14 protein-coding genes are annotated in these 13,847 nt (G+C 60.7%); 9 read left to right on the forward strand and 5 right to left on the reverse strand.

Annotation, left to right across the window (positions count from 1 at the left end):
• Positions 1-226: 226 nt before the first annotated feature.
• Positions 227-451 (reverse strand): hypothetical protein, encoded by a 225-nt coding sequence (locus BM413_RS31840; protein WP_091918845.1) that lies wholly within the window; start codon positions 449-451, stop codon positions 227-229.
• Between the two features lie 196 nt (positions 452-647).
• Between BM413_RS31840 and BM413_RS33355 the strand changes: the two genes are divergently transcribed.
• Together BM413_RS33355 and BM413_RS31845 are read left to right on the forward strand one after the other, a co-directional pair.
• Entirely contained in the window at positions 648-788 is a 141-nt protein-coding gene (locus BM413_RS33355; protein WP_175544529.1) for a hypothetical protein, read from the forward strand.
• Between the two features lie 230 nt (positions 789-1,018).
• Positions 1,019-2,575, forward strand: coding sequence for an ABC transporter substrate-binding protein (locus BM413_RS31845; protein WP_244538145.1), 1,557 nt, complete (start codon positions 1,019-1,021; stop codon positions 2,573-2,575).
• A 122-nt stretch (positions 2,576-2,697) separates the two neighbouring features.
• Here BM413_RS31845 and BM413_RS31850 read toward each other — a convergent pair whose 3' ends face one another.
• Positions 2,698-3,603 (reverse strand): LysR substrate-binding domain-containing protein, encoded by a 906-nt coding sequence (locus BM413_RS31850; RefSeq protein ID WP_091918846.1) that lies wholly within the window; start codon positions 3,601-3,603, stop codon positions 2,698-2,700.
• 91 nt (positions 3,604-3,694) lie between these two features.
• Here BM413_RS31850 and BM413_RS31855 point away from each other — a divergent pair, with 91 nt between their 5' ends.
• From BM413_RS31855 to BM413_RS31880, 6 genes are all read left to right on the forward strand, one after another.
• Positions 3,695-4,804, forward strand: a complete 1,110-nt coding sequence (locus BM413_RS31855) for an NAD(P)/FAD-dependent oxidoreductase (RefSeq protein WP_091918847.1) — start codon at positions 3,695-3,697, stop codon at positions 4,802-4,804.
• The gene (locus tag BM413_RS31860; protein ID WP_091918848.1) at positions 4,785-5,081 is read left to right on the forward strand and encodes a (2Fe-2S)-binding protein; all 297 of its coding nucleotides are present in this window, start codon (positions 4,785-4,787) and stop codon (positions 5,079-5,081) included. Before BM413_RS31855 ends, BM413_RS31860 begins: the two co-directional genes overlap by 20 nt.
• Positions 5,081-6,496 (forward strand): FAD/NAD(P)-dependent oxidoreductase, encoded by a 1,416-nt coding sequence (locus BM413_RS31865; RefSeq protein WP_091918856.1) that lies wholly within the window; start codon positions 5,081-5,083, stop codon positions 6,494-6,496. Before BM413_RS31860 ends, BM413_RS31865 begins: the two co-directional genes overlap by 1 nt.
• Entirely contained in the window at positions 6,493-7,431 is a 939-nt protein-coding gene (locus BM413_RS31870) for an ABC transporter permease (RefSeq protein ID WP_091918849.1), read from the forward strand. The genes BM413_RS31865 and BM413_RS31870 overlap by 4 nt, the downstream gene beginning before the upstream one ends.
• Positions 7,431-8,309 (forward strand): ABC transporter permease, encoded by an 879-nt coding sequence (locus tag BM413_RS31875; protein ID WP_091918850.1) that lies wholly within the window; start codon positions 7,431-7,433, stop codon positions 8,307-8,309. The genes BM413_RS31870 and BM413_RS31875 overlap by 1 nt, the downstream gene beginning before the upstream one ends.
• A 66-nt stretch (positions 8,310-8,375) precedes the next feature.
• A complete protein-coding gene (locus BM413_RS31880; protein ID WP_091918851.1) occupies positions 8,376-10,223 on the forward strand; it encodes an ABC transporter ATP-binding protein in 1,848 nt (615 codons plus the stop codon).
• A 182-nt stretch (positions 10,224-10,405) separates the two neighbouring features.
• Here BM413_RS31880 and BM413_RS31885 read toward each other — a convergent pair whose 3' ends face one another.
• The 3 genes from BM413_RS31885 to BM413_RS31895 form a co-directional block, all read right to left on the reverse strand.
• Complete coding sequence (locus BM413_RS31885; RefSeq protein ID WP_348272961.1) at positions 10,406-10,729, reverse strand: NUDIX domain-containing protein; 324 nt, start codon at positions 10,727-10,729, stop codon at positions 10,406-10,408.
• Between the two features lie 267 nt (positions 10,730-10,996).
• Complete coding sequence (locus BM413_RS31890; RefSeq protein ID WP_348272960.1) at positions 10,997-11,761, reverse strand: MFS transporter; 765 nt, start codon at positions 11,759-11,761, stop codon at positions 10,997-10,999.
• A 485-nt stretch (positions 11,762-12,246) separates the two neighbouring features.
• Complete coding sequence (locus BM413_RS31895; RefSeq protein WP_091918853.1) at positions 12,247-13,314, reverse strand: DUF3363 domain-containing protein; 1,068 nt, start codon at positions 13,312-13,314, stop codon at positions 12,247-12,249.
• Between BM413_RS31895 and BM413_RS31900 the strand changes: the two genes are divergently transcribed.
• Positions 13,313-13,756 (forward strand): GNAT family N-acetyltransferase, encoded by a 444-nt coding sequence (locus BM413_RS31900; protein WP_091918854.1) that lies wholly within the window; start codon positions 13,313-13,315, stop codon positions 13,754-13,756. The genes BM413_RS31895 and BM413_RS31900 overlap by 2 nt on opposite strands.
• Positions 13,757-13,847 lie beyond the last annotated feature (91 nt).

The raw sequence follows: 13,847 nt of genomic DNA on the forward strand, positions 1-13,847 counted from the left end.
AGCGCCAAATGTATGGACGTGGAAAGATCGACCTCCTGCAAGCCAGATTGATCGGTGCGGCATGACCCAAACTTCATCGAGAGTGCGTCAGACCCCCGATTCCGTGGTCATTGATTCCCTCCATCCCGCACCGTTGACGCTGATCCTGATCTGGACGGGGAATGTGCCCTCGGCGATCTTTCCAGTCCAATGTGTTCGGGCGAGGCGGGCCAGGTTCCATAGCGGCTCATTCCTCATCACTTCGGGCGACCTTATCGGAGGAGACATTGTCGTTTGCGGCCTGCAATGCCTCGAAGTGCTCGCGGGCGATCCGTCTGCCGATCAAGCTGGCAAGGGACAGCACAACTCTGTCGATTTTTTCCCAGGGTGCAATGTCTGCATCGCGGCCCGGGTTGGTGTTGTCATTCACCGGAAGAGCATTGTCCGGCCGTTCTTCGGTTTCTTCTGTCATCTCGGTCGCTCCTATGTGGATCGACCCAATAAAGAATGGCCACAAGTCCCTCTTGAGAAGCAAAAACTACGGGCAGTAGCGCAATTAGCGGCAAATACTTGTAATCGGCGGTTTTGATGAAAGAGCGGAGCGCACTAGCCGTTCCGATTAATCATCGGGCGGCGGCTTTTTATGCGGCACTGGAAGATCGCGCGCTATGACACACACGACCGCGCTTACCTCCCTGTCGCTTCCAGTGAAGAAAAAAGCCTGCCGGATGGCTACCCGATCAAACTTCTTGGACCTGCTGCGCGACAGCGCGGCGATCAACTCCATGGTGCGTGAATTGGCACCCTAGTAGGCTAGGGACTCATTCATATCCAAGCGATGATTATTGAAGCGAGAGCGACTACGGAAAGATGGTTTTCCGCAAGGCGATCATAACCGGTTGCGATGCGGCGCACTCGTCAGCCGCAGGACGCCAGTGCGTCGGAAAGTATAACCTATGAGAATAGTATAGGAAAAATTGCGACTTTGACACATATACAAAACTGCCTTTATGTCGGCCTCAATAAAAATGAGGTGAACATGCATAAGAAAATAATGATCCATACACTGGTGGCGACCGCACTCTGTTTCTTCGGCGCCGCACTTCCCCAGACAGCCCAGGCGGAAACGCTAAGGGTCGGCATCAACGCCCCTGACATCACGACGCTCGACCCGGCTCGTGCCACGGCCACTGCCGACGTGTCGCTCGTCTCCTGGATATTCAGCGGCCTCGTCCGTTTCGTTCCCGGCAGCTCCAACGCTGCGAATATCGAGCCCGACATTGCAGAGAAATGGGAGACCTCGCCGGACGGCCTGGAATGGACCTTTCATTTGCGCGAAGGTGTCAAGTTCCACGGCGACTTCGGCACGGTGACCGCAGATGACGTCGTCTACTCGCTCACGCGCGCCAAGGACCCGAAGAAGTCCTCCTTCGCAAGCGACTATGCAGCGGTCAAATCCGTCGAGGCAGTGGATCCGAACACGGTGAAGATCACGCTGAGCGAGCCGGTACCGGCCTTCCTGGGCCTGATCGCCAATTATCACGGCGGCAATATCGTCAGCAAGAAAGCCGCCGAGGCGCTCGGAGACGATTTCAAGAGCCACCCGATCGGAACGGGTCCCTTCCAGTTCGAGAAGGCCGTCACTCAGCAGGCGGTGGAACTGACTGCCTTCAAGGACTATTTCCGCGGGACCCCGAAGCTCGATGGCATCCGCCTCGAATTCATCCCTTCGGATTCCAGCCGCGAGCTCGCCTTCCGCTCCGGCGAACTGGACCTCATCTACGGCAAGCGCGAGCAGCGCTGGGTGGAGCAGGCGAAGCTCTGGGAAAACGCAACGGTCGATATCTTCGCTCCCGGGGAATACCGAACCGTGTTCCTGAATACGACCCATCCGCCCCTCGACAATCTGAAGGTCCGCGAGGCCGTCGCCCAGGCGATCGACGTTGATGGCATCCTCCAATTCGCGGGCGAGACGGTGGCGAAGAAAGGCTGCTCCGTCGTTCCGGTCGGCTACCAGGGCGAGGACTGCAGCTGGACCTACAAATACGATCCGGAAGCCGCCAAGAAGCTTCTCGCGGATGCCGGCTTTGCCGACGGCGTGAAACTGTCGGCGGTCGTTTCGTCCAACTCGACGCAGCAGCCGATCATGGAAGTGATCCAGGCGATGCTCGCCGAAGCCGGTATCGATCTTCAGATGAAGGTCGTCGATCACCCGACCTATCAGGAGCAGGTGCGCCAGGATCTGAGCGACGTCGTCTTCTACGGCGCCGCGCGCTATCCGGTGGCCGACAGCTATCTCAGCCAATTCTACCATTCAGACGCCGCGATCGGTAAGCCGACGGCCGTGACGAACTTCGCCCATTGCAACGCGGCCGATGACGACATCACAGCGGCAAGGCGGGCGAAGACGGATGAGGAACGCACCAAGCTGTGGTCGTCCGCGCAGAAGAAGATCCACGAGCAGGTCTGCGGCGTGCCGCTCTTTAGCCTCATGCTCGTCTGGGTGCGCAACAAGGGCCTGGACTACGGCTACGACCTGAAGGGATCGCTCAATCTCGCGCCCCCAATCACCGAGCTGACGACGCTCAAGCACTAGAGCTTCTCCGCAGTTCCTGACGTAATAAACGCTACGCACCTTTCTGGCACGGCTCTAAGGAATTCCTCCCCAGCCTGCCCCATCATTCCTGATGAAGGCCAGGCGGGGTTCTTTCGTTTCGGTTACGCGGGAACGATCTTCGGGCCGAGCGCCGCCATGTGCACCTCCTCGACAAATTTTGCGACGAGGTTGTTGTTGCGCGCGCGCACCGGGCGAATGATATGATATTCGAAGGTGATTGCCGGCTGAAACGGCCGTGCGACCAAACGGTCGGCGGCAAATTCCATGGCGAGCGGATCGGCAACCGTGACGCCGAAACCGGCCGCCACGAACTCGGCGACGTTCGGCGACGTCGTTGTCTCGATGACCACGTTCGGCCTTAGACCTTCCGCATCGAATGCGGCTTCGACCGTCCTGCGCATCATTCCCGTCGGGGCGAAGGCGACGAACGGTTCGCCGACAAGATCCTTGGGACCGATTTCCTGCTTCGAAGCCAAGCGATGGCCGTGCGGCATGATGGCGACCGCGGGTGGGCTTCGCAGAACATCGGTTAGGAGGGACCCATATTCCTCTCCGCTGACCACGATCGCCACATCGAGCCTGCGCAGAAGGACGGCCTCCGTCAGAAACTGCGAGCTTCGCGCCTCGACCGAGATGAAGACATCCGGGTGGCGCGCACGGAAGCCTGCAAGCGCCCGGCTGAGGAAGGGCCCCGAGAGCGCCGGCAGTGCACCGATGACCAGCCGTCCGTGCTCCTCCCGCCGAATGGCGTCGACGGCGCGGGCAAGCTGGTTGACGCCGCCGAAAACCCGCTCCACCTCCTCATAGAGCCGCATACCGCGTCCGGTCGGAACAAGGCGGCCGCTTTCTCGCTCGAAGAGTTGCAGCCCCGTATCCGCCTCCAACTCCTGGATGAGCTTGCTGGCGGCCGGTTGAGAGATGTGAAGAACCTCTGCGGCGCGGCTGACCGTACCGGTTTCGACAACCGCCATGAGGGCTTCGAGCTGCCTGAGACTGGGGTTGGACATTCTATAACCTTTCCGAATACCGCAGCCAAATAATCGACTTTGACTTTCTACCCCTGCTTTACGAAAGTGGCAATAACCGATGGAGAGTGAGTTGGATGCGGACGTAATTGTTATTGGGGCCGGTATCGTTGGCGCGGCCATGGCCTATGGGCTCCTGAAAAAGGGCTGTCGTGTCACCGTGTTGGACGGAAGCGACCGGGACCTCAGGGCCGCGCGTGCCAATTTCGGTTTAGTCTGGGTACAGGGCAAAGGTGCCGATACACCGGCTTATACGGTTCTGACGCAGCAGAGCTCGGACCTTTGGGCGGACTTCCAGCAGGAGCTTGGCGATCTTGCCAACGAACGTTTGGACTACGCGCGCACCGGCGGTCTCACCTTCTGTCTCAGCCAGACCGAATACAACAACCGGGCGGCTCTCGTCGCCCGGACGCATAATCAACTTGTCGCCGCCCATACGGAGATGATCGGCCGTGACGACCTCGAATGCCTTATGCCCGCCGTCACGTTCGGGCCCGACGTCATCGGCGCGAGCTACTGTCGCATGGACGGTGTAACGAATCCGTTGAAGCTGCTTGCCGCTCTGCATCGGGCGATCTTCACGCTCGGCGGCCGCATCGTCTATCGCAATCCCGTGAGGAAGATCACGCCCCGATCGAGCGGCTTCGAGGTCGAGGCCGCTCAGGGCAGGCTGAAGGCGGATCAGGTCATCGTCGCAGCCGGGCTTAATACGCCGGCCCTGACCGATCAGCTCGGCCTTACCATACCGCTCCGCTCGGAACGCGGCCAGCTTCTCGTCACTGAGCGGCTGGAACCGCTCCTTCCGCTTCCGGCAAGCGGGCTCCGTCAGACCGCCGAGGGAACCGTCATGATCGGTGTGACCCACGAGAAGGTGGCGGATACCAATGTCACCGTCGAGGCGGCAGCCAAGCTTGCATCCCGGGCGACCCGCATCGTTCCGGCACTCGCCTCCGTCCGCCTCGTCAGGCAATGGGGCGGCCTGCGCGTCATACCCCCGGACCGGGCGCCGATCTACGCGGAGTCCGCAGATTATCCCGGACTGTTCGCAGCCGCCTGCCATTCCGGCGTAACGCTCGCCGCCGCCCATGCCGCGATCGTGGCACCGGCCATGATCGAAGGCCGGCTCACCCAGGAGCTTTCCCCATTTTCAAATGGAAGATTCGATGTTCAGAAGTGTGCTTGAGACGCCGTCGACGGCGTCCGATATGCTGATCGTGGTCAATGGCGTCGAGACCCCCGCGTGGCAGGGTGAGACGGTTGCGAGCGTCCTGCTTCGCGTTCCGGATGCCGGTCGCATTTCGCCCGTGAGCGGCAAGGAGCGCCTCCCCTATTGCCAGATGGGTGTATGCTTCGATTGCCTGGCGATCGTCGACGGCATGGCGTCTACGCAGGGCTGTCTGGTTCCAGTGACGCCGGGCATGCGGATCGAGAGTCAGCGCGGTCCGCGGGAGATGGCATGATGCAGTATGATGTCGTCATTATCGGTGCAGGCCCGGCCGGCATGTCCGCCGCCGTCGAGCTGGACCGGCTCGGGCTCTCGGTCGCCTTGGCGGACGAGCAGCCCTCGCCCGGCGGACAGATCTGGCGCGGCACGGAGCGCAACACGTCCGGTCAGGTTTTCGAGGCTCTTGGGGCCGACTACAAGAAGGGCCAGGCGCTCGCCCGAGCGTTCCGGACCTCCGGCGTCGCTTATTTCCCCTCGACGCAGATATGGCAGATCGAGGAGGGATGGACCCTCTTTGCGACATCGGCACAGGAGGCGCGCCGCATATCCGCCCGCGCCGTTCTTCTGGCGACGGGAGCGCAGGAGCGTCCTGTGCCGTTCCCGGGTTGGACGCTGCCGGGCGTGATGACCGTCGGCGCGGCGCAGATCCTGCTCAAATCGGGGGGCATGCTGCCCCAGGGCGATGTCTGGATCGCCGGCGCGGGGCCTCTTCCCCTGCTCTACGCGACGCAAATCCTGCAGCTAAAAGGGCGCATCGCCGGGTTCATCGACACGTCGACGGGCTTAAACCTCGCTGCGCTCGCGAAACTCCCTGGCGCATGGCGCGACATCGCCGGCCTTGCCAAAGGTATCCGTTGGCTTCGCGCGCTCCGGCGCTGCGTCAGGATGGTGCGCAATTCCGAGGATCTTCGCGCGGGCGGTGACGACAGGCTCAAATATCTCGAATGGCGCGCCCAGGGAAAAAGCGAGCGAGTAAAGGCCGACGTTCTCCTCGTCCATGAGGGTGTGATCCCGCGCATTCACGAGACGCTTGCGCTTGACTGCTCCCACGAGTGGAACGGGGAACAGGGCTATCTCGCACCGAGCCTCGACCGATGGGGGGAAACGAGCCGTCCCGGCCTTTTCGTCGCAGGCGATGCCGGCGGCATCGGCGGTTGGGTCTCTGCGACCGTATCGGGCAAGATCGCCGCCCTGGGCATTGCCCGACGGCTCGGCATTTCACGCGATATAGACGCGCTGCGCAAGGAAACGGGTCTCGATGCGCAACAGGTGCGGGCGCTCGCCCTCCGCCCGTTTCTCGACAGGCTCTATCCACCGCCGAGAAACGGGATTGCGGACCAGACGATCGTCTGTCGCTGCGAGGAAGTGACGGCTGGAACCATTCGTGCGGTCGCGCGATCGAGCGCTCCGGATGCCAATGCCGTCAAGGCGGCAACCCGTTGCGGCATGGGTCCGTGCCAGGGTCGCCAATGCGGTTATTCGGTGCAGGCACTTATTGCCGACACGCATGGACTGCCGCAAAAAGACGTGACCTTCTTCAACATTCGTCCTCCTCTGAAGCCCGTCACCCTGGGCGAGCTGGCCTCCCTGCACAATCTGGAAACTGCCGCGGCGCCAAGCGGCGTCAAAGCAGAAAGGATGACCCCATGATCGGCTATGTAATCAGACGACTTCTTCTGGCGATCCCGACATTGCTCGCGATGCTGACGATGGTCTTCGTCCTCGTCCGCCTCGTTCCGGGCGATGCCGCAGTCGCCATGCTCGGCGACCGCGCGGACGGAGCAACCCTGCAGGCGCTGAGAGTGGAACTGGGGCTCGATCAGCCGATCGCGGTGCAATATCTCCACTTCGTCTCCGACGTCGCGACCGGCAACTTCGGGCGCTCCATGATGAGCGGGCGAACCGTGCTGGAGGAAGTGGCGCTCGTGCTGCCCTACACGCTCGAGCTCGCCGCCGCGGCCATGGTTATCGGCACGCTCTTCGGCATTCCGCTCGGCGTGATCGCCGCCTGCCGGCGCAATCAGTGGCCGGACTATGCGAGTCGCCTCCTGTCCCTCGTCGGCCTTTCCTTTCCCGGCTTCGTCTCGGCAATCCTCTTGCTGCTCGCCTTCGCCGTCTGGCTGCAATGGCTGCCTGTCATGAGCCGCGCCTCGGACGATCCAGTCAGCCACCTGCGCAATCTCGTTCTGCCCGCACTCAATCTCGGCCTCATCATGACCGCCTATATTGCGCGCGTGACCCGTTCCTCCATGTTGGATGTGCTCGGTGAAGACTATATCCGAACCGCCCGTGCCAAGGGCGTGAAGCCGAGAACCCTCATTCTCAGGCACGCGCTCGGCAACGCGCTCATCCCGATCGTGACGGTCGTCGGGCTCTATTTCGGCACGCTTATCGGCAACTCCGTCCTGACCGAGATCGTCTTCACCCGTCCGGGCCTCGGCAAGCTGATCCTCGGCGCTCTGCAATCCCGCGACTACACAATGCTGCAAGGCCTGATGGTCGTCTTCGCCACCTTCGTCATCCTGGTGAACACCGCGACCGACCTCATCTACGCCCTTGTCGATCCCAGAGTGAGTTACGCCTAATGACCGACGTTGTCCTCTCTCAGAGCCCGCGCGTACGGCAGGGAAGGCCCATCCTTTCGGCGCTCGCCCGAAACCGGTTCGCCTGGGTCGGGATCGGCCTCCTCGCGCTCATCCTGTTTCTGGCCATCGCCGCGCCAGCACTGGCGCCCTACGATCCCCTGAAGCAGAACATCCTGCAACGCCTGAGCCCGCCCTCGGCGGAGTTCTGGCTCGGCACGGACAGCTACGGCCGAGACGTTCTCTCGCGCCTGCTCTACGGGGCGCGGATCTCGCTTTCGATCGGCTTTCTTTCCGTCCTGATCGCCATGGTTGTGGGCTCCACACTCGGCATCCTCGCCGGCTATATCGGCGGCGTCTTCGACCAGATCGTCATGGGGATCGTCGACGTCATGCTGTCCTTCCCCACGCTGCTTCTCGGCCTGATGGTCGCGGCCATGCTGGGGGCGAGCTTCGAGAACCTCATCATTGCAATCGCGATTACCGAGATCGCGCCCTTCGCCCGCGTCGCCCGCGCGCCGACAATCGCCATGAAGCGGCGGGATTTCGTCGAAGCGGGACGTTCGCTCGGCTTCACGCCGCTTCGGATCATGCGGGTCCATATCCTTCCGAACATCCTCTCCGACATTGTCGTCGTCGCATCGCTCTGGATGGCCTCGGCCATCCGAACGGAAGCCTCGCTCGCCTTCATCGGGCTCGGCGTTCTTCCGCCGACGGCGACCTGGGGCGGCATGATCCGCGAAGGTTTCGAAAACATCTTGACCGCCTGGTGGCTCGTCGTCTTCCCGTCGCTCGCCATCCTGCTCACCGTTCTCGCGCTCAATATTCTTGGCGATGCGCTGCGCGACGCGATCGATCCGAAGACGAGGAGCCAATCATGACATCATCACGGGCCGCAAGACCATCCCGCCAGAACCATGCCTTCGCAATGCTGGGAGGAAAATTCCATGCTGCAATCCATTATCGATATTGATGCGGTCGATTGTTCGATGACGCCCGTTCTATCCGTCCGCAATCTCACGACCGCCTTCAAGGCGAATGGCAACTGGAAAACGGTCGTCCGGAACATGTCCTTTGACGTGGCACCGCGCGAAACCGTGGCGATCGTGGGCGAGTCCGGCTCCGGGAAGTCGGTCACCTCGCTTTCCATCATGCGGCTTCTCGCCGAGAGATCCAGCCGCATCGAAGGAGAAGTCAATCTTTCCGGCAGAAACCTGCTTTCGCTTTCGGAAGAGGAGATGCGGCAGGTGCGCGGCAACGAGATCTCTATGATCTTCCAGGAGCCGATGACGTCGCTCAATCCGATCTTCCCGATCGGCGAACAGATTGCCGAGGTTCTGACCGTCCATGGCGCCCTTTCCCGGGAAGAGGCGAAGGCGGAAGTCCTCCGGCTTCTCGACAAGGTACGCATTCCGAATGCCAAGGGCCGCTTCGACGAATATCCCCACCAGTTCTCGGGCGGCATGCGCCAGCGCGTCATGATCGCTATGGCGCTTGCCTCACGCCCCAAGCTCCTGATCGCTGACGAGCCGACGACCGCGCTCGACGTGACGATCCAGGGACAGATCCTGGATCTCATAAAGACGCTGCAGGAGGAGGAGGACATGTCTGTCCTCTTCATCACCCACGACATGGGCGTGGTCGCGGAAGTCGCCGACCGGACGATCGTCATGTTCCGGGGTGATGCCGTCGAAACCGGCGACACCGACGACATCTTTCATCGGGGAAAGCACCCCTATACGCGCGCGCTCATCTTGGCCGTGCCCAAGCTCGGCTCAATGGCGGAAAGCAGGCTGCCTCTCCGCTTCCCGATTGTCGATGTGAAGACCGGCGAAACACAGCCGCTCATCGATGTGGCAGACACGGTTGCCAGAACCAAGAAGCCGATCCTCGAGGTGAAGGATTTGACGACTCGCTTCGACATTCGTTCCGGCCTGTTCGGTCGCAAGAGCGGCGCCGTCCATGCGGTTGAGAACGTGTCCTTCGATCTCTTCGAGGGCGAGACGCTTTCGCTTGTCGGTGAATCGGGTTGCGGCAAATCGACGACCGGGCGCTCGATCACCCGCCTCGTGACCCCGACCAGCGGCAAGGTGACCGTCGACGGCTACGACGTCATGAAGATCGACCAGAGGACGCTGCGCAAGATGCGCCGCTCGATCCAGATGGTCTTCCAGGACCCCTATGCCTCCCTCAATCCGCGCATGAGCATCGGCTCGGCCGTGCTGGAACCCTTCATTCTGCATAGTCTCGGAACCAAGGCCCAGGCGCGTGACAAGGCGGTCGCCCTGCTTGAGACGGTCGGACTTTCGGCCGACATGATGGAGCGCTTTCCCCATGAGTTCTCTGGCGGCCAGCGTCAGCGCATCGCGATCGCGCGCGCGCTCATGCTGGATCCCAAGGTCATCGTTGCCGACGAAGCGGTCTCCGCGCTCGACGTCTCGATCAAGGCGCAGGTCTGCAACCTGCTCCTCGACCTCCAACAGAGCCTGAACTTCGCCTTCCTCTTCATCTCCCACGACATGGCTGTGGTGGAACGGGTGAGCCATCGCGTCGCCGTCATGTATCTTGGCGAGATCGTCGAGATCGGCCCGCGCATCGCCGTCTTCGAAAATCCGCAACACCCCTATACGAAAAAGCTGATGGCCGCGGTTCCGGTCCCCGATCCGTTGCGGCGCGGCATGAAACGCAACATATCCGACGACGAGATCAAAAGCCCGGTGCGCCCGGTTGGCTACGTACCGCCGAAGCGATCCTATCGGGAAATTTCACCAGGACACTTCATACAGGAAGCCTAGCGGCCAAGCCTCCCATTTTTTAGATAAGACAGGACAATAGCCATGCATATCGGCATTGCCGGCGCAGGCTCGCTATCGGCTCCATTCCCGCTCGAAATCCAAGGTTGCAGGAGTGCGAAGGCAACACTGGAATTGGGCATTGGCGGTAGATCGTCATGCACGGGCTTGTAGCAAGGCGAGCGCTAAGGAGAGACGCCATATCGCCTCAGATAGAGCAGCAAGTCCGGTGTAAGAACAAGGTTCCGAAGCTGCTGCTTGGCGAACCAGCCAAGGTCCGCGGCATCGTCGCCAGCGATCGCCTCGCCGCCGATCCTCTCGGCAAGGAAATCATGAATTTCATAGATGCCGCCGTCGCCGTCCAGCACATTAAGTTGCCCCAACTCCTGCACAGCGCGGACAACCGATCCTGTCTCTTCAGCGACTTCACGTACGAAGGCTTGTTCCAGGGTCTCCCCGGGTTCCATGCGGCGGCCGGGGAATGTCCAGCGCCCCCTTGTCAGGCGGATGAGCTCACAGGACTAGCAGGAAGCTCGTGTCTTCATCAAAGACCACGGCGCTCACCGCCAAGGTGGCATTTTTGTGGGTCATCGTCGTTTCCTCTTCGAGATCGATGACCATTCGAGCGTTGCTATACACCTAGACTGGAGCGCCGCTCGGTGACAGCGGCAAATATCGCGGTCAACAATGAAAGCAGCGCGCCGCACCGAGCATCACGATTAAAAGCGTCTCGACCGCGTCCGCCCCGTCCAGAAACAGACCTGCGGCCGACACGATCACCGCGCCGGCGGCAATCGACATGGCGGCGGCGAGTCCCCGGCGGCAGTGCCGGCAAGACCCTCGCGCACCGACATCGCGCCTATGTTTGCGGCAGGCATGGTCAAGCCGTTGCCGATACCGATCAACATGCAGGGGCCAAAGAATGCGAGCGCGTGCGTAACGCCCATTATCGCCAGAATGAGGCCAACCGACAAGCCGGCGCAAGTCAGGAGGCGAGCCGATATCAAGAGCGCGCCACGTGGTATCTTGGACCCGATGCGGCCAGTCAGGTAGCTTCCGCAGATGAAGCCTGCGGGAACCATGCCCATATAGAGACCGAGCATTGCGCTTGGTCCGCCAATGGCGATAGGCGCGCCAGCCAGGAATATGTACAGCGTTCCGATCGAGAACCCCATGCAAAGGACGTAGGCCCAAAAGCGGATCGAGCCTAAAAGTTGTCCGTACGCGCTGAGATATGTCCCGGTCGGTCTGGACGACAGCGACGCAGTTTCTTTCAGCTCCCGCATCGAAAGAAACAGGACGACTAAGCCAAGGAGCGCGAGAACGACGAAGATCATTCGCCAGCCAAACAGCTCATCCACGGCTCCGCCAAAGGTCGGGCCGAGCATCGGCGCGATTGCCCACGCCATCGCTGCATATCCCATTCTGCTTGCGCCTTCATGGTCGGCGGATGTTTCCTTGATCGCCACGAGCGCAACCGAAAAGCAGGCGGCGATTCCGGCTTGCGCTGCGCGGAAGACAAGATCACTGATAGTCGACAAGAACTCATTATCTGATCTGAACAGTCCGTGAAATAGGCAAAAATTTGGTATAGGGATATGAGTTCTTTAAAATAGCTTCTTAGGCGTCATATCCACGGCGGAACGCGAAGATAATTCGCCGTCATTGGTCATGATATAAGGCCCCGCTGGCATTGTCACACTTTTCAATCAAAAGTAGATTATATTCCGCCCCCCACGTCATAAATACGGCAGCGGAGTAAGCCACAATGGTTGGTTTTATGTTCCAGCAATAACTGCGTGGGTGGCGTAAACTCATATGCCACGGCGCAAGATCAACCCTCGGTCAATTCCACTGTCGGATTTGCATCGGCGTAATGTGCCGGCATTTCGTCATTACGGCGGCGAGATGACTTTGGCCCGAAAAGCCGCTCAGAACCAACGACCGCTTACAGCGCACTGCTCCCATCCCACACGTTGACCTTGAGCTTCCGCTAACCACCTGTTGCGACATGAAACCACGTTCTTCACAATCCCAAACCCCTCCTCCTCCCGAAGCCCCATTCGATGCCGCCGGTTTCGCGCACGACGCCGGTGATGTGCTGGCCAATGCGCTTTTCGAGAACCGGTTGCCAGGGCACGAGCTGGAAGCCGAGACCATCGTCGATCATGGCGAAGCGGCCGGAGGCGAGGTTGACGGAGCCTGCAAGCTTGCCACCGACATATTCGCCGACACCACTGCGGGTGAAGGCGAGGCCGCGCTCGGTGCGCTCCAGTCGCTCCAACAGGTCCTTTGGCGCGCGGATGCGGCCATCGTCGAGACGTATGGCATGGCCCTGATCGACAAGGCTCTGCCTGCGGCGGTCCAATGCCTCGCTCACCTCCCGGCCAAACCCCGTCTCGGAAAGCGGCGTCCTATCGCGTGAGGCAAGCTCCCGGTCGAGCCATGTCGCTCCGTCGCTGCCGACCTGGCGGTTCAGGTCGAACGTGGAGAGCGTGCGCACGTCAAAATCCTTGTCCCGGCCTCCAGTGTCGTAGGCCATGCCACGTTCCGGCAGGTCGTCCGGTATCTTCCAGTGATCGGCATCGATACGCTGGACATGGCCAGCGCGGCGGAGTGCTTCGAGGCGCCGGACATGGGAACGGACGAACGCATCAGGATCGCCGCCGATCTTTTCTATTTTTGCTCTTGCCCGCTCGAGATGCTCGCTCGGCCGGTAGATGCCTGCCTCATCTCTCATATCCCGGATGTTGCGATCGGATGCGCGCGGTTCGGAATTTGCCGGGATCGGATCGAGCGAGACGATGTCGCCTCCTTTGATCTCGTCCAGTTTGTCGATGTCTCCCTTTTCGACATAATGGGTGCGCCCGTCCACACCGTCGATGACCAGGTGCAGCCGGTCGCTCATCTCGTCGCCCGCAAGACCCTTGGCCAGCACACGACCGACGATGGGTTCGGAGATAGACTTGCCGTGGGTGACATACTGGGAAGCGCCACGTTCGTCGGTGAGGCCGTGATCTTCAAGTGCCCGGTGCATGGTCTTGATGATGTCGTTGCGCTCGCCAATCGTGCCGCTCACGATGAGGCGAGACATGGCATTTCAGATCGAACGTATAAATGCAAACCATCTCAAGGGCGCTGTTCATGTCATAGTATGTGCCTACGCCCAGCTTCCGTGGAATGAGAAATGGTCACATGAAGCTGCCGTTGAGAATGTGAGCTATGTGCTTGAAACGCCTAGGTCGATTGCGCTTGCGGCGGTTGACGGAGGCAAGGTGGTAGGGATCGCCCTGGGTGTGCGGCAGCGGCGTCATGACGGTCTGGTAATTCACCTTGATGAGCTTTCGGTGCTGCCGGAAGCTCAGGGCGGCAGATTAGGGACTGCGCTCCTTTTGGCGATCGTTGAAACTGCGAAGGCTGAGGGATGCAGTAGCGTCTGGCTCATCTCACAGCGCGAGGGTGCGGTGTCGGAATTTTATCGGCGTGGTGGATTTGCCTGCAGCAACAAACTCGGGCTTTATTATAGATCGACCTAGTATTCTGTCCCGCAAATAGCTTTACATAAGGTCGCAACGGGCAGAAGATTCGTCATCTGCAAGGAGAACGGATATGGCGCGTATCGGTCGA

It is taken from the genome of Mesorhizobium sp. YR577 (genome assembly GCF_900116595.1).
GTDB lineage: Bacteria > Pseudomonadota > Alphaproteobacteria > Rhizobiales > Rhizobiaceae > Mesorhizobium_M.